General features: G+C 68.4%; 15 protein-coding genes. 4 read left to right on the forward strand and 11 right to left on the reverse strand.

Annotation, left to right across the window (positions count from 1 at the left end; genetic code table 11):
- Positions 1-38: 38 nt before the first annotated feature.
- Genes ipdE2 through fadD3 form a run of 4 tightly spaced genes read right to left on the reverse strand, consistent with a single transcriptional unit; the run spans position 39 to position 4,642 of the window.
- Complete coding sequence (gene ipdE2, locus G6N58_RS11030) at positions 39-1,019, reverse strand: acyl-CoA dehydrogenase IpdE2 (RefSeq protein ID WP_115278680.1); 981 nt, start codon at positions 1,017-1,019, stop codon at positions 39-41.
- The gene (locus G6N58_RS11035) at positions 1,012-1,971 is read right to left on the reverse strand and encodes an acyl-CoA dehydrogenase family protein (RefSeq protein ID WP_115278679.1); all 960 of its coding nucleotides are present in this window, start codon (positions 1,969-1,971) and stop codon (positions 1,012-1,014) included. The genes ipdE2 and G6N58_RS11035 overlap by 8 nt, the downstream gene beginning before the upstream one ends.
- The gene (locus tag G6N58_RS11040) at positions 1,968-3,110 is read right to left on the reverse strand and encodes an acyl-CoA dehydrogenase family protein (protein ID WP_115278678.1); all 1,143 of its coding nucleotides are present in this window, start codon (positions 3,108-3,110) and stop codon (positions 1,968-1,970) included. The genes G6N58_RS11035 and G6N58_RS11040 overlap by 4 nt, the downstream gene beginning before the upstream one ends.
- Positions 3,110-4,642, reverse strand: coding sequence for a 3-((3aS,4S,7aS)-7a-methyl-1,5-dioxo-octahydro-1H-inden-4-yl)propanoate--CoA ligase FadD3 (gene fadD3 / locus G6N58_RS11045; protein ID WP_115278677.1), 1,533 nt, complete (start codon positions 4,640-4,642; stop codon positions 3,110-3,112). Before fadD3 ends, G6N58_RS11040 begins: the two co-directional genes overlap by 1 nt.
- A 48-nt stretch (positions 4,643-4,690) precedes the next feature.
- On the opposite strand from fadD3, the gene ipdE1 reads away from it, so the two are divergent.
- Genes ipdE1 through fadA6 form a run of 4 tightly spaced genes read left to right on the forward strand, consistent with a single transcriptional unit; the run spans position 4,691 to position 8,416 of the window.
- Positions 4,691-5,839, forward strand: a complete 1,149-nt coding sequence (gene ipdE1 / locus G6N58_RS11050; RefSeq protein WP_068914776.1) for an acyl-CoA dehydrogenase IpdE1 — start codon at positions 4,691-4,693, stop codon at positions 5,837-5,839.
- Positions 5,836-6,624: a (5R,7aS)-5-hydroxy-7a-methyl-1-oxo-2,3,5,6,7,7a-hexahydro-1H-indene-carboxyl-CoA reductase gene (ipdF, locus tag G6N58_RS11055; protein ID WP_115278676.1), complete on the forward strand. Its 789-nt coding sequence runs from the start codon at positions 5,836-5,838 to the stop codon at positions 6,622-6,624. The genes ipdE1 and ipdF overlap by 4 nt, the downstream gene beginning before the upstream one ends.
- A 39-nt stretch (positions 6,625-6,663) precedes the next feature.
- On the forward strand, positions 6,664-7,257 hold the full coding sequence (kstR2, locus tag G6N58_RS11060; protein ID WP_115278675.1) for a TetR family transcriptional regulator KstR2: 594 nt from the start codon (positions 6,664-6,666) through the stop codon (positions 7,255-7,257).
- Positions 7,258-7,267: 10 nt separating this feature from the next.
- Positions 7,268-8,416: a steroid 3-ketoacyl-CoA thiolase FadA6 gene (gene fadA6 / locus G6N58_RS11065; protein WP_115278674.1), complete on the forward strand. Its 1,149-nt coding sequence runs from the start codon at positions 7,268-7,270 to the stop codon at positions 8,414-8,416.
- Positions 8,417-8,422: 6 nt separating this feature from the next.
- Here fadA6 and G6N58_RS11070 read toward each other — a convergent pair whose 3' ends face one another.
- From G6N58_RS11070 to echA20, 7 genes are read right to left on the reverse strand one after another with little or no spacing between them, the layout of a single operon-like run.
- On the reverse strand, positions 8,423-9,535 hold the full coding sequence (locus tag G6N58_RS11070) for an NDMA-dependent alcohol dehydrogenase (RefSeq protein WP_115278673.1): 1,113 nt from the start codon (positions 9,533-9,535) through the stop codon (positions 8,423-8,425).
- A gap of 52 nt (positions 9,536-9,587) precedes the next feature.
- A complete protein-coding gene (locus tag G6N58_RS11075) occupies positions 9,588-10,316 on the reverse strand; it encodes a hypothetical protein (RefSeq protein WP_115278672.1) in 729 nt (242 codons plus the stop codon).
- Positions 10,313-10,966: a SatD family protein gene (locus tag G6N58_RS11080; protein ID WP_115278671.1), complete on the reverse strand. Its 654-nt coding sequence runs from the start codon at positions 10,964-10,966 to the stop codon at positions 10,313-10,315. The genes G6N58_RS11075 and G6N58_RS11080 overlap by 4 nt, the downstream gene beginning before the upstream one ends.
- Positions 10,967-11,012: 46 nt before the next feature.
- Positions 11,013-12,086: a (3aS,4S,5R,7aS)-5-hydroxy-7a-methyl-1-oxo-octahydro-1H-indene-4-carboxyl-CoA dehydrogenase gene (gene ipdC, locus G6N58_RS11085; RefSeq protein ID WP_115278670.1), complete on the reverse strand. Its 1,074-nt coding sequence runs from the start codon at positions 12,084-12,086 to the stop codon at positions 11,013-11,015.
- The gene (ipdB, locus tag G6N58_RS11090; protein WP_115278669.1) at positions 12,083-12,835 is read right to left on the reverse strand and encodes a cholesterol ring-cleaving hydrolase subunit IpdB; all 753 of its coding nucleotides are present in this window, start codon (positions 12,833-12,835) and stop codon (positions 12,083-12,085) included. The genes ipdC and ipdB overlap by 4 nt, the downstream gene beginning before the upstream one ends.
- Positions 12,832-13,710 carry a cholesterol ring-cleaving hydrolase subunit IpdA gene (ipdA, locus tag G6N58_RS11095; protein ID WP_115278668.1) on the reverse strand — a complete coding sequence of 293 codons (879 nt, stop codon included), beginning with the start codon at positions 13,708-13,710 and terminating at the stop codon, positions 12,832-12,834. Before ipdA ends, ipdB begins: the two co-directional genes overlap by 4 nt.
- Entirely contained in the window at positions 13,710-14,468 is a 759-nt protein-coding gene (gene echA20 / locus G6N58_RS11100) for a (7aS)-7a-methyl-1,5-dioxo-2,3,5,6,7,7a-hexahydro-1H-indene-carboxyl-CoA hydrolase (protein WP_115278667.1), read from the reverse strand. The genes ipdA and echA20 overlap by 1 nt, the downstream gene beginning before the upstream one ends.
- Positions 14,469-14,476 lie beyond the last annotated feature (8 nt).

The following is a 14,476-nucleotide window of genomic DNA, read 5'->3' on the forward strand; positions in this document are numbered from 1 at the left end:
ACGGCGGGATACCGGCCCGCAGCGCGGTCTTCACCGCCTCAGAGTACGGGCTCCTCGACATCCATCGAGAGCGCCTCGGTCTCCAACCTGCGCAGGTGCTCACGCACCGGACCCAGCAGTTGCGAGGTGCCGTGTGCGCGTTTGAAATACAGCTGGATGTCGTGCTCGGCGGTGATGGCGATACCACCGTGGATCTGGATGGCGTCGGCCGCCGTCTCGGTGAACGCTTCACTGGCGACGACGAAGGCCAGTTCCGCCACCGGGGACGCCGGCTGTTCTGTGTAGGTCGCGATGGCCTCGTCGACCACGGCTGCTGCGGTCTGCACCGTGACGTAGAGATCGGCCATCCGGTGTTTGAGCGCCTGGAAGCTGCCGATGGGTCTGCCGAACTGCACACGTCCCTTCGAGTAGGCGACCGTGAGCTCCAGTGCCCGGTCCGCGGCTGCCACCGCCTCAGCGGCCAGCAGCAGCGCGGCGACGTCGGCCAATCCCGGGTCGGCGCCCAGCGGCGTGGCCACGCCTGCCTCGACGCGGGCCACCCGGCGGGTCGGGTCCATCGTGGTCAGTGGACGGGCGGTGAACTCCGTCAGGCGCACCAGCTGACCGTCCTGCACGGCGATCACCACGTCGGCGCCCGCGCCGCCCACCACGTGCCCGGGGGCGAACACCACCGCACCGGTGGCCTCGCCCGCGGCCAGTGCCTCCAGTGTCTGCGCATCGGGGTCCTCGGCCGACAGCAGCGCCCACTCGGCCAGCAGTGTGCCGAACAGCGGCGTGGGCACCAGGTGGCGACCCAGTTCGGCCAGCGCGGCCGCCGCGTCACCGAGTTCGCCGCCGGCGCCACCGAGTTCCTCGGGCACCAGCAGCGCCGCCACCCCGACCTGTTCGCAGAGTAGCTGCCACAGCTTGGTGTCATAACCGGCATCGGAGTCCATCGCGGCCCGAACTGCCTCGGGTGCAGCATGTTTGCCCACCAGATCCCGGACGGTCTGGATCAGGAGCGCGCGTTCTTCAGACACTTATGGCCTCCAACAGCCGTCGACGGTGTGCGGCCGGGTCGCCCCAGGCCGAGCGCAGGGCCTGCACCCGCAGCAGCCACAGGGACAGGTCGTGCTCGGAGGTGAAGCCGATGGCGCCGTGGGTCTGCAGCGCCGAACGCGCGGCCAGCAGCGCGGCGTCCGAGGCCGCCACCTTGGCGGCACTGATGTCGCGCTTGATGTCCGGAGAGTCCTCGGCCAGGGACAGCGCGGCTCCGTACACCAGTGGGCGCGCCAGCTCCAGCGCGATGTGGACGTCGGCGAGCTTGTGCTTGATCGCCTGGTAGCTGCCGATCACCCGGCCGAACTGGCTCCGTTGCTTGGCGTAATCGACCGAAGAGTCCAGCATGGCCTGCCCGGCACCCACCAGCAGCGCCGCAGTGGCCAGCGCTCCGAACTCGACCGCACGCCCGACGTCGGCGGTCCACGGGTCGCCGGTGGGGGTCACCTCGGTCAGCGTCCGGCTGAGGTCGACGGAGCGGCGCTGCGCACCGGCGATGCCCTCACGCACCTCGGTGCCCTCGGCGCACAGGATCAGCCCCGCGACACCGGTGTCGACCGCGCGCGGCTGCACCCCGGGTACCGCCACCGTGGCGATCAGCTCACCGGCGGCCAGCGCGGCGGCGCGCTCATCGCCGGCCAGCAGAACCGGTGCCACAGCGATGGATTCGGCCACCGGGCCGGGAACACACCACCGGCCCAGGCGCTCCAGCGCGACCATCAGGTCCACTGGGTGGGCGCCGATGCCGTCCTGGTCCTCCGGCACCGTCAGCGCGGTGACACCGAGGTCGGTCAGCGTGGCCCAGATTTTGCGACCCGGTCCGGTGTCGCCTGCCGACCAGGCCCGCACCGCGGCCGGCAGGTCGGCGGCACCCAGCGCGGCATCGATGCTCTTGGCGAAATCGCGCTGATCCTCGTCGATCTCGAAGTTCACTTGGCCTGCCCCTGACTCTCCCGCGGCAGACCCAACAGCCGCTCGGCGATGATGTTGCGCTGAATTTCATTGGTACCGGCGTAGATCGGACCGCCGAGGGAGAACAGGTAGCCATCGGTCCAGGCGTCGGCCAATTCGCCGTCAGCGCCGCGCAGGTCCAGCGCGGCCTGGTGGATGTCGACATCCAGTTCCGACCAGAAGACCTTCGTCACCGACGATTCGGCGCCCAGCTCGCCGCCGCCGGCCACCCTGGTGACCGTACCGAAGGTGTGCAGTCGGTAGGCCTGCGCCTTGATCCAGGCGTCGGCCACCCGATCGGTGAACTCCGGCAACGGATTCTGTTTCCACTGCGCCACCAGCTTCTCGGCGGGCGCCAGGAACCGGGCCGGGCTGCGCAGCGACATCCCGCGTTCGTTGCTGGAGGTGCTCATGGCTGCTTTCCAGCCCTGGTGCGGCTCGCCGATCACATCCTCGTCGGGCACGAAGACGTCATCGAGGAAGATCTCCCCGAACCCGGTGTCGCCACCGAGTTGAGCGATGGGCCGCACCGTGACACCCGGTGCGTCGAGGTCGAACATGACATAGGTCAGACCCTTGTGGCGCTGGGCCTGCGGATCGGAGCGGAACAGCCCGAAGGCGCGCTCGCCGAACACCGCGCGCGAACTCCAGATCTTCTGCCCGTTGAGCGTCCAGCCACCCTCGGTCCTGGTGGCGGTGGACCGCAGTGAGGCCAGATCGCTGCCGGATTCCGGTTCCGACCAGGCTTGAGCCCAGATCTGTTCACCGCTGGCCATTTTCGGCAGGATGCGGTCGCGTTGTTCGGCGGTGCCGTGGGCGAAGAGGGTGGGCGCCAGCATCGACGTGCCGTTGGCGCTGGCCCGCCCGGGGGCGCCGGCGCGGAAGTACTCCTCCTCGTAGACCACCCACTGCAGCAGGCTGGCATCACGGCCGCCGTACTCCACCGGCCAGGTGATCACCGACAGACCCGCATCGAAGAGGATCTTGTCCCAGCGCCGGTGCTGCTGGAAACCCTCTGCGGTGTCGTAGGACTCGGAGGGGAAGTCGTCGGTGTGGTCGGCCAGGAACTGCCGGACCTCCGCGCGGAAGGTCTCGGTGTCCTCGTCGAAGTGCAGATCCATCAGGCTCTTTCTCTCAGCAGGGGTTTGACCACCTTGCCCCCGGGGTTGCGGGGCAGTACGTCGAGAAACTCGACCGAACGGGGGGTCTTGAAGTTCGCCAGGTGGGCCTTGGTGTAGGTGATGACAGCGTCCTCGTCGAGGGTGGCCCCGGGTTTGGCGACCACGAACGCCTTGCCCACCTCGCCCAGTCGGTCGTCCGGCACGCCGATGACCGCGGCCTCGGCCACCCCGTCCAGGCGCGCGAGCACCTGTTCGACCTCGGCGGGATAGACGTTGAAACCGCCGCAGATGTACATATCCTTGAGCCGGTCGGTGATGCTGAGATTGCCTGCGGCGTCCACGGTTCCGATATCGCCGGTGTGCAGCCACCCGTCGGCGTCGATGGCAGCGGCGCTGGCCTCGGCATCGTCGAGGTAACCCAGCATCACGTTGGGTCCGCGCAGCAGCACCTCGCCCGGCTCGCCGGGGTCGGGGGAGTCGATGCGCAGTTCGAAGTTCGCGATGGGACGCCCGCAGGTGGTGGCCACCGTCACCGCGTCGTCGTCGGCGCGGCACATCGTGCCGAAGCCGCTGGCTTCGGTCAGCCCGTAGGCGGTCAGCACGATGTCGATGTCCAGTTCGGACTGCATTCGCTCGATCAGCACCACCGGCACCACCGCGGCTCCGGTGACCGCGAATCGCAGCGACGACAGGTCGTAGTCGGCGCGCCGGGGATGGTCGAGCAGCACCTGGTAGATGGTGGGTGGGCCGGGCAGCACGGTGGCACGGTGCTCGGCCACGGCGGCCATCGTCTTCTCGGGGTCGAAGGTGAGCATCGGGATCAGAGTGGCCCCGGTCTGCAGGCACGCCAGGATGCCGGCCTTGAAGCCGAAGTTGTGGAAGAACGGGTTGATGCACAGGTAGCGGTCGGCACTGGTCATCTCGCCGCAGGCCGCCCACGCCGCCGGCGCCGAGAGCGACTGCCGGTGCGCACACAGCACCCCCTTGCTGCGCCCTGTGGTTCCCGAGGTGAACAGGATGTCGGAGATGTCGTCGGGTGTCACCGCCGTGGCGCGTGCGTCTACAGCATCCAGATCGGTTCCCCTGGACACGAATTGGTCCCAGGTGCCGTCGTCGGTGTCCAGCGGCACACGCACGATGTGCCGTAGTGCCGGCAGCGCGGCGCGGTCGAGGTCGGCCACCCGGTCGGTGCCCAGGAACGTCCCCATCGCGATCAGCAGCGGCGCCTGGGTGCGGGCCAGGATGTCGGTGGCCTCGCCCGCGGTGTAGCGGGTGTTCAGCGGGACCACGATGGCACCGGCGTAGTGCGTGGCCAGGCAGGCCACCACCCAGTGCCAGGTGTTGGGGGACCAGATGGCCACCCGGTCGCCGGCAGCCACCCCGAGGTCGATCATGGCCGCCGCGGCCCGGCGCACCTCGGCGCGCAGCTGGGCGTACGTCAGTGTCTTCTCGGCGGTGACCAGCGCTTGGTGCTCGGGCAATTCGCGTGCGATCCGGTCCAACACCGCAGGTGTCGTCTGCGCGACGGTCATCAAAGGCTCCTGTAACAAAGCAAGTGCTTGGTAGGTTAGCCTACAGGGATGGAGGAGGTCCAGAAGTTCCGGGCGGAGGTCCGCGAGTGGCTGGCCGACAATTTGGTCGGCGAATTCGCGGAGCTCAAAGGCCTCGGCGGCCCGGGCAGAGAACACGAGGCGTTCGAAGAGCGGCGGGCCTGGAATCAGCACCTGGCCAAGGCCGGCCTGACCTGTCTCGGGTGGCCGGTGGAGCACGGTGGGCGCGGATTGTCGGTGGCGCACCGGGTCGCGTTCTACGAGGAGTACGCCCGCGCCGATGCTCCGGACAAGGTGAACCACCTCGGCGAGGAACTGCTGGGGCCCACCCTGATCGCGTTCGGCACACCCGAGCAGCAGCAGCGTTTCCTGCCGCGCATCCTCGATGTCACCGAGCTGTGGTCGCAGGGGTATTCCGAACCGGGTGCGGGCAGCGACCTGGCCAACGTGTCGACCACCGCGGAACTCGACGGTGACAGCTGGGTGCTCAACGGCCAGAAGGTGTGGACGTCGCTGGCGCACTGGGCGCAGTGGTGCTTCGTGGTGGCGCGTACCGAGAAGGGCTCCAAGCGGCACGCCGGGTTGTCGTATCTACTGGTCCCGCTGGACCAGCCGGGGGTCGAGATCCGCCCGATCATCCAGCTCACCGGCGACTCGGAGTTCAACGAAGTGTTCTTCACCGGGGCCCGCACCGATGCCGATCTGGTGGTGGGGCAGCCGGGGGACGGCTGGCGGGTGGCGATGGGCACGCTGACCTTCGAGCGGGGTGTGTCCACCCTGGGTCAGCAGATCCGTTACGCGCGTGAGCTTTCCGGTCTGGTGGAACTGGCCCGGCGCAACGGCACCGTCGATGATCCGGCGATCCGGGAGCGGCTCACCCGCGCCTGGGTGGGATTGCGGGCCATGCGGTCCTACGCGCTGGCCACCATGGACGTGGAGAAGCCCGGTCAGGACAACATCTCGAAGTTGTTGTGGGCCACCTGGCATCGCGGCCTGGGCGAGCTGGCCATGGACGTCGTGGGCGCCTCCGGGCTCACCCTCGACGGCGGCGAGTTCAGCGAGTGGCAGCGGTTGTACTTGTTCTCCCGCGCCGACACCATCTACGGCGGGTCCAACGAGATCCAGCGCAACATCATCGCCGAGCGGGTGCTCGGACTGCCCAGGGAGGTCAAGGGATGAGTCTGGCGGAGGCGCCGAAGGAGATCGACGGCCACGGATTGTTACGTGGCAAGGTCGTGCTGGTCACCGCGGCTGCCGGCACCGGCATCGGGTCGGCGACCGCGCGCCGCGCGCTCGCCGAGGGCGCCGACGTGGTGGTCTCCGACTATCACGAACGCCGGCTCGGGCAGACGCGCGACGAGTTGGCTGCCCTGGGGCTCGGCAAGGTCGACGCTGTGGTGTGCGACGTGACATCGACGGCGGCGGTGGACGCCCTGATCACCGAAACGGTGGCGACCGCGGGACGCCTGGATGTGTTGGTGAACAACGCCGGACTGGGCGGGCAGACCCCGGTGGTCGACATGACCGACGACGAGTGGGACCGCGTCCTCGACGTCACCCTGACCTCGGTCATGCGGGCCACCCGCGCGGCGCTGCGGTACTTCCGCGGTGCCGGCCACGGCGGCGTCATCGTCAACAACGCCAGCGTGCTCGGCTGGCGGGCCCAGCACTCCCAGGCCCACTACGCCGCGGCCAAGGCCGGCGTGATGGCGCTGACGCGGTGCAGTGCCATCGAGGCGGTCGAATTCGGGGTGCGCATCAATGCCGTCTCGCCGAGCATCGCCCGGCACAAGTTCCTGGAGAAGACCAGCTCAGCTGATCTGCTGGACCGGTTGTCGTCCGACGAGGCGTTCGGTCGGGCCGCCGAGCCGTGGGAGATCGCCGCCACCATCGCCTTCCTGGCCAGCGACTACTCCAGTTATCTCACCGGGGAAGTGATCTCCGTGTCGAGTCAGCGCGCCTGACAGTTCGCCAAGCAAGTGCTTGGTTGGTACTCTGACGTGATGGACACTGCCGCGCCGACCCGCCGTGACGAGCTGCTGGCGCTCGCCGCGACGATGATGGCCGAGCGCGGGCTGCGGGCCACCACCGTCCGCGACATCGCCGACGCCGCCGGGATCCTCTCCGGAAGTCTCTATCACCATTTCAAGTCCAAGGAAGAGATGGTCGACGAGGTGTTGCGCACCTTCCTCGACTGGCTCTTCGAGCGCTACCAGCACGTCATCGACACCGAAGCGGATCCACTGGAACGGCTCAAGGGCCTGTTCATGGCGTCCTTCGAGGCCATCGAGCACCGTCACGCCCAGGTGGTCATCTACCAGGACGAGGCCAAGCGCCTGTCCGGGCAGCCGCGGTTCGCCTATCTGGAGGCACGCAACCGCGAGCAGCGCAAGATGTGGGTGGACGTCCTGAATCAGGGCATCGACCAGGGCTGCTTCCGCGCGGACATCGACGTCGACCTGGTGTATCGCTTTATCCGCGACACCACCTGGGTGTCGGTGCGCTGGTATCAGCCTGACCGCGGACTCACCGCCGAACAGGTTGGCACCCAATATCTTTCGATTGTTCTCGGCGGAATCACCGCCGACAGACACTAGAGGAGCTCCTATGCCCGAGGCGTACGTCGTCGAAGCCGTGCGGACCGCGGTCGGCAAGCGCAACGGATCGCTGGCCGGCGTGCATCCCGTGGATCTGGGTGCGGCTGCCTGGCGAGGCCTGTTCGACCGAGTCGACGTCGATCCCGGCGCGGTCGACGATGTGATCGCCGGCTGTGTCGACGCCATCGGTGGTCAGGCCGGCAACATCGCCCGCCTGTCCTGGCTGGCGGCCGGGTACCCCGAAGAGGTTCCGGGAGTGACCGTCGACCGCCAGTGCGGCTCCAGTCAGCAGGCCATCTCCTTCGGCGCCCAGGCGATCATGTCCGGCACCGCGGACCTGATCGTGGCCGGCGGCATGCAGAACATGAGCCAGATCCCCATCTCCTCGGCCATGACCGCGGGCCAGCAGTACGGGTTCACCACTCCCACCAACGAATCCAAGAGCTGGCTACATCGCTACGGCGACCAGGAGATCTCCCAGTTCCGCGGTTCGGAGCTGATCGCCGAGAAATGGGAACTCTCCCGCGAGGAGATGGAGCGTTACGCGCTGACCAGCCATGAGCGGGCCTTCGCCGCCATCCGGGGCGGGCACTTCGACAACGAGATCATCAGCGTCGACGGATTCAGCATGGACGAAGGTCCCCGCGAATCCTCGCTGGAGAAGATGGCCGGGCTCAAGACCCTGGTCGAGGGGGGTCGGTTGACCGCCGCGATGGCCAGCCAGATCTCCGACGGTGCCAGCGCGGTGTTGCTGGCGTCCGAGCAGGCCGTCAAGGACCATAAACTGAGGCCGCGCGCCCGCATTCACCACATCAGCGCTCGCGGTGCCGATCCCGTCTTCATGCTCACCGGGCCGATCCCCGCGACACGGTACGCGCTGGAGAAGACCGGGCTCTCGATGGACGACATCGACACGGTGGAGATCAACGAGGCCTTCGCTCCCGTGGTGATGGCCTGGCTCAAGGAACTGAAGGCCGACCCGGCAAAAGTGAACCCCAGCGGCGGTGCGATCGCGCTCGGTCATCCGCTCGGGGCCACCGGAGCCAAGTTGTTCACCACCATGCTGAACACGCTGGAGCGCACCGGCGGTCGCTACGGCCTGCAGACGATGTGCGAGGGTGGCGGCACCGCCAACGTCACCATCATCGAGCGCCTCTGACCCAGGTCAATGGTCGTGAATGATGACGCCGCGGATGTTGCGTCCGGCCAGCATGTCGTCGAAGGCCACGTTGACGTCACCGAGCTTGTACTCGGTGGTGACCGCTTCATCGAGCAGCAGCTTGCCCTCGCGGAACAACCGCAGTAGCCGGGGGATGTCCGAGCGCGGGTTCGCCTCGCCGTACAGGCTTCCCAGCAGGCGCTTCTGGAACAGCGTGAACATCGCCATGGGAAGCGTGGGGGTGACGTCGGCTGCGGCGGCGATGCCGGTGAGCACCACCGCCCCGCCCTTGCGTACTGCGTCGAGGGCCTGGCCGATCATCGCACCCTCGACCAGTCCGACGGTGATGATGGCGGCGTCGGCCATCACGCCGCGGGTGGTCTCGGCCACCAGCGCGGTGGCTTCCTCCAGCGACGTGACGAAGTCCGTCGCGCCCAATTCGAGTACCTTGTCCCGCTTTTCGGCCACCAGGTCCACCGCGACGATCCGCTCGGCACCGGCGATCCGGGCACCCTGGATGGCCCCGCTGCCCACCCCGCCGCAGCCGATCACCACCACGGTGTCGCCGGGGGCCACCTTGGCGGTGTTGACCGCCGACCCCCAGCCGGTGGTGATGCCGCAGCCCAGCAGGCAGGCCCGCGACAGTGGCAGGTCGTCATCGATCTTGACCAGGGAGGCGTCCGAGACCACGCCGTACTGGGCGAAGGTGCCCAGCAGCAGCGATACCCCGATGTCCTGCGTCCCGATGTGCCTGCGGTAGGTCCCGTCCAGTTGGGTGCCGGACAGCAGCAGTGCCCCCAGGTCGCACAGGTTCTGGTGGCCGCTGGCGCACCACCGGCACTTGCCGCAGGCCGGCAGGAACGAGGCCACCACGTGGTCGCCGGGCTTGAGGTCGCGGACGCCGGGGCCGACCTCGACGACGATGCCGGCTCCCTCGTGTCCGCCCACGATGGGAAACGGCGCCGGGAAGTCGCCGGTGCGCGCGTGGTGGTCGGAGTGGCAGAGACCGGTGGCCTCGAACGACACTAGGACCTCACCGGCTTGCGGCGGGTCGAGATCCATCTCCTCGATGCTCCAGTCGCCGTGCACATCCCACAGAACCGCCGCATTCATCTTCATGGGCCGTGAGTGTAGGAAAATTCGGCATCTCAGCAGCCGGTATCGGCCGAACTCAGGGCAGGACGAGGGCCAGCCCGGCCATGGCGAGCAGCCAGCTGGCGAAGCTGCCGACCAGGAAGTACTCGGTGACCTCGTCGATCCCGGGGCCGCCGGTGTCCTTGTGTGCGGCGTTGAGTTCGGGGAACCGGATGATGCTCTTGGCCGCCACCACGACCGACGCCGCGGCCAGCTGCCCGCCCAGGCCCAGGCCCAGGATGAGCAGCCGTTCCATCGGTCCCAGCAGCCGCCCGCCCTTGATCCGGTCCGACGGCTGCGGAAGCGGGCCCGGCCGCACCGCGCCCACCGAGCCCAGCACCAGGCGGACCAGTTGGTTGCCGGTGGCCAGCTGTACCAGCGTGACCCCGGCGATCATCAGCGCGCGGGTGGGTTCGAGGTCCGGCTGCCCCACCCACTGCAACCACTGCGCCAGTGGGCCCGCCGCCGGGGTTGCCAGCCCGGACATCAGGAGCAGGGCGACGGCCACGGCGCCGAAGAGCAGCAGCGGCGCCACCTGCCCGGTGCCGCGGGTCTCGGCGCGGCGGCACCACAGTGTCCAGCTGACCGTGGCGGCCGCGACGATCAGCAGCAGCGCGATGTCGCTGAGGTGCCAGAGGCCGGCGAGCGCGGCGCACACCACCGTCGCCGCCGGGCCCGCCGCCAGGGCCGGCCAGTGCGCCGGCAGGGCGGTGCGGCAGATGTCCGTCATGCCCACGGCCACCAGGAACACCGCCAGGACGCTCATCGGAGATCCCGAAGGTGTTGTGCGGCAAGAACAATGAGATCGAGACCGTCCCGGACGGCACGCTGGGACACCGCTGATGCGCTGATGCCCTCGGCCACGGCCAGCTCCTTCTTGGATCGGCCCTGCCGCAACCCCGTCAGGATGCGCAGAGAACGTTCATCGAGAGATCCAAGCAGATGGTCCCGACACCACAGAGCGGCGTTGACGGCGTCCGGGGCGGGCGCCTGCGGTGCCTGCGCGCGGTAGGCGGTGCGGATGTGGGCCAGCCCCGGCTGGGTCTGCGCTGTCGCCACCCAACCGATCGCCTCCCGGGCGGCCCACCAGCCCGGTCCGTCCTGGATCCCCGAGTCGGCGTCCAGGATGGTGACCTGCCCCCAGCCGAGTCCGAATCGGATGTCGACGGTGGGCGCCAGCGCCAGCCGGATCGTCAGCGCAGCATCGATGGCGGCGCCCAGGTCAGGGTAGGTGGCCTGGAACTCGTCGCCGACCGTGAGCGCGGGAGGTTGGCCGGCCGTGGGGCTGCCGTGTTCCAGCGCCTCGGTCAGGAGGCGGTGCAGCCGACGCCGATCGGCAACGGCGCGGGAACCCACCACGTCACCGATGAGCGTCGCGCACAGCTGCGGTGAAGCGCTGTGCTTGATATCGACCATATGAAGATCTTAGCTTCATTCGCAGATAATGAAGCTATACGCTTGATTACGGCCGAATGAACCCGGTTGCCGACTGCAGCTGCTGCACCGCATCACGAACGATCTGGTCGATCAATTCTGCGCACGAGGGCAGATCGTCGAGGATGCCGGCCACCTGACCCGAGGCCAGGACGCCGGCGTCGGTGTTGCCCTCGACCAGTCCCGCCTTCAGCAGCATCGGGGTGTTGGCCGCCATCACCACCTGCGACCAGGTGAGATCCTTGCCGTGGCGCATGGCCAGGCCGTCGGTGATCATGGATTTCCACGTCATCCCGGACATCTTCTTGAACTTCCCCGCGTTGCCGACCGCGGCGGCGAAACCACGCACCCGTGAGCCGCCCTCCAGCTTCTGCACCAGGCCGGTGCGAAGCACGCGGTGCGGCATCCCGTCCACGCGGGTGGACACCACCGTGCCGTCCAGGGCGGCAGACAGATACTGCTGTTTCACGGCGTCCGGCACCGTCGAGTCGGAGGTCAGCAGGAAGCGGGTGCCCATGGCCACCCCGGCGGCACCGTAGGACAGGGCCGCGGCCAGACCGCGACCGTCGAAGAAACCGCCTGCGGCCACCACCGGCATTCCGGTGCCGGCCACCGCATCGAGGACCGACGGCAACAGCAGTGTGGTCGCGATGGGGCCGGTGTGGCCGCCACCCTCGCCGCCCTGCACGATCACCGCGTCGGCCCCCCAGCCCGCGACCTTCTTGGCGTGCTTGGCCAGACCGACCGACGGGATCACCACCACCCCGGCGTCCTTGAGTTTGGCGATCAGATCGGGTTTGGGGGCCAGGGCGAAGGAGGCGACCCTGACGCCCTCGCGGATCAGAAGGTCGACGCGCTCTCCTGCGTCCCCCGCGTCCGCGCGGATGTTGATGCCGAACGGTTTGGTGGTGGCGGCTTTGACCTTCGTCACGGCGGTCTGCAGTTCGGCCAGCGTCATGGTCGCCGATGCCAGGATCCCCAGTCCGCCTGCGTTGGAGGTGGCTGCCACCAACCGTGCGCCCGCCACCCAGCCCATGCCCGTCTGCACCACGGGATGCTCGATGCCCACCAGCTCGGTCAGGGGGGTGACGAGCCTGCTCACGACTTGATCTCCCGGTCCCGCAGCGATTTCGGATCGATGGTCGAGATGAGCTCGAGTTCCTCGGCAGTGGGCGTCCTGGTGGTCTCGGCGCTGTCCAGTCCGTGCACCTCGAAGCCGGTGTTCTCGGCCACCTGGGCTGCGTCCACGCCGGGATGCAGTGACACCGCGCGCATCTGGTGTTCGGGTCCGGAGAAGTCGAATACCCCGAGATTGGTCACCACCCGGTAGACGTTGGCGAAGCGGAATGCCGGGTTGTCGGGATCGATCTTGTCCCAACCGATTCCGGAGACGATGTCGACGGACTCGCCGAACACCCGGGACGTGTGATTGCCCACCCAGTAGCTGGTGGCGTGGTTGATGGTGTTGCCCGGTGCACCGCGGACCCCGAACATCTGCCGCGTGGGGTGTTGTAGCGGCCCGAATGCCGACAGGTTCTGGTTGCCGTACCGGTCGATCTGGTTGGCGCCCATCACCACGTGGCGGCGTCCCCAGGACAGGGTCTCGAAGACCCGGCCGAACGGCATCCAGCCCTCGACGGCGCCGGTGGCGCCCAACGCCGGCGTGTCCGCCAGTATCCGGGCTTCACCGTCGGTCAGCACGATGTCGGGGGCGAAGGTCAGCCGTGCCAGCCGGGCCCCGATCGACACCATGGTGGCCATCGGGCTGACCATGATCTCGCCGGCATCGCGGAACAGCTCGGCGCAGGCGACGGCGCAGATCTCGGCGCGGGTCGGTTCGCTGCCGCTCATGCCTGGGCCTCCTTGAAGGCACGCACCGCGGCCTGGTAGTCGTCTTCACTGCCGGACAGATAGGTCGAGACGAACTGCTGCCAGGTCTCGTCGCTACCGGCGGACTCGGCGTAATGCCGCTGGAACTTCTCGTCGCGGCGGTAGTCGGGTTCGGCGGTGGTGAAGTGCGCTCCGCCCGGCGCCTCGACCACGGCGTCCACCATCATCCGGTTCACCAGCAGTGCCTGCGGTGGAACGGCTTTCACCAGTTCGTCGGTGGTGACCAGCTTCTCGACGCTCATCAGGCGGGTGGTGGCCGCCATCAGGTAGAGGTCGTCGAAGTAGGGATCGATGCCGGTGTAGGCGGCGTTGCCGCGTTCGTCGCCGAGGTTGAGGTGGGTCAGTGCCACGTCCAGGTTCAGCGCGGGCATGGCGATCAGTTCCTCGAACCCGTCGCCGGTGGGGTACGGCGAGCGCACCGTCTTGAGCTCGTCCCCCCAGAACGCGCGCACGTCGCTGCCCAGGCCGGCGCGGATGGGCAGGAACGGCAAGCGCTGGGCGGCGGCCTGCAGGCCGCAGCGCAACATGCCCTCGTCCATCTCGCGGGCCTCGATGGCGCCGGTGGTACGGGCCTTGGCGAACCAGGGATCGTAGAACGGCGGCGAGTCCAGCGACACGAAGCCGTAGTACACCCGCTTGACCTTGCCTGCGGCGCAGAGCAATCCGAGATCGGGTCCGCCGTAGGTGACCACCGTGAGGTCGGTGGCGTCGGTGCGCAGCAGTGCCCGCACCAGCGCCATCGGCTTGCGCCGGGAGCCCCAGCCGCCGATGCCGATGGTCATCCCGCTCTTGATGACCGAGACGGCTTCATCCAACGAGGTTGTCTTGTCTGACATTATCGGGAGTCCTTCTTCGAAGTCCCGGCGAAGGCGTCCCGATGCTCATCGGACACCCCGGCCAGGTTCAGCTCGAACGTGAAGCCCTGCTCCATGCGGTACCGCGCATTGACCGGTTGGATGTCGATGAAGTTCAGCGCTTCCTTGGCGGCGCGGATCACCCGGGTGTCCTTGGCGGCGATGTCGCGGGCCACCCGCAGGGCGGCTTCGTCGAGGTCAACCCGCGGCACCACCTCGTGCACGGATCCGAAGTGGTGCAGGGTGTCAGCGCCCACGGTGGCGGCGGTGAAGAACAGCCGTCGCATCAGGTGCTGGGGGACCAGGCGGGACAGATGCGTCGCCGCACCCAGCGCACCCCGCTCGACTTCGGGCAATCCGAATGTCGCGTCGTCGGAGGCGACGATGACGTCGGCGTTGCCCACCAACCCGATTCCGCCGCCCACGCAGAAGCCGTTGACGGCAGCCACCACCGGGACTGCGCATTCGTAGACGGCGCGAAACGCCTCGAAGCAACCGCGATTGGCGTCGATGAGGGCGGTGAAGCCGGCGGTCTTCTGCATCTCCTTGATGTCGACGCCGGCGTTGAAGCCGCGTCCCTCCGCACGCAGGATCACCACGTGCGTGCTGGGGTCCCGCCCGGCGGCGGTGATGGTGTCCGCCAGTTCGAACCAGCCCCGCGACGGGATGGCGTTGACCGGCGGATAGTCGACGGTGACCGAGACGATGCCCGGCTCCACGGTCGTGGACGAAATCGGCATTCCAGACT

Source organism: Mycolicibacterium tokaiense, assembly GCF_010725885.1.
GTDB classification, from domain to species: Bacteria; Actinomycetota; Actinomycetes; order Mycobacteriales; family Mycobacteriaceae; genus Mycobacterium; species Mycobacterium tokaiense.

What these genes read in the sequence shown, in the direction of transcription:
- G6N58_RS11040 (WP_115278678.1), bottom strand. Translation starts at nt 3,110, where the DNA reads ATGGATCTGCACTTCGACGAGGACACCGAGACCTTCCGCGCGGAGGTC.
- ipdB (WP_115278669.1), bottom strand. Translation starts at nt 12,835, where the DNA reads ATGAGCGGCAGCGAACCGACCCGCGCCGAGATCTGCGCCGTCGCCTGC.
- G6N58_RS11080 (WP_115278671.1), bottom strand. Translation starts at nt 10,966, where the DNA reads ATGGTCGATATCAAGCACAGCGCTTCACCGCAGCTGTGCGCGACGCTC.
- ipdE1 (WP_068914776.1), top strand. Translation starts at nt 4,691, where the DNA reads ATGGAGGAGGTCCAGAAGTTCCGGGCGGAGGTCCGCGAGTGGCTGGCC.
- G6N58_RS11075 (WP_115278672.1), bottom strand. Translation starts at nt 10,316, where the DNA reads ATGAGCGTCCTGGCGGTGTTCCTGGTGGCCGTGGGCATGACGGACATC.
- ipdF (WP_115278676.1), top strand. Translation starts at nt 5,836, where the DNA reads ATGAGTCTGGCGGAGGCGCCGAAGGAGATCGACGGCCACGGATTGTTA.
- echA20 (WP_115278667.1), bottom strand. Translation starts at nt 14,468, where the DNA reads ATGCCGATTTCGTCCACGACCGTGGAGCCGGGCATCGTCTCGGTCACC.
- G6N58_RS11070 (WP_115278673.1), bottom strand. Translation starts at nt 9,535, where the DNA reads ATGAAGATGAATGCGGCGGTTCTGTGGGATGTGCACGGCGACTGGAGC.
- kstR2 (WP_115278675.1), top strand. Translation starts at nt 6,664, where the DNA reads ATGGACACTGCCGCGCCGACCCGCCGTGACGAGCTGCTGGCGCTCGCC.
- fadA6 (WP_115278674.1), top strand. Translation starts at nt 7,268, where the DNA reads ATGCCCGAGGCGTACGTCGTCGAAGCCGTGCGGACCGCGGTCGGCAAG.
- fadD3 (WP_115278677.1), bottom strand. Translation starts at nt 4,642, where the DNA reads ATGACCGTCGCGCAGACGACACCTGCGGTGTTGGACCGGATCGCACGC.
- ipdA (WP_115278668.1), bottom strand. Translation starts at nt 13,710, where the DNA reads ATGTCAGACAAGACAACCTCGTTGGATGAAGCCGTCTCGGTCATCAAG.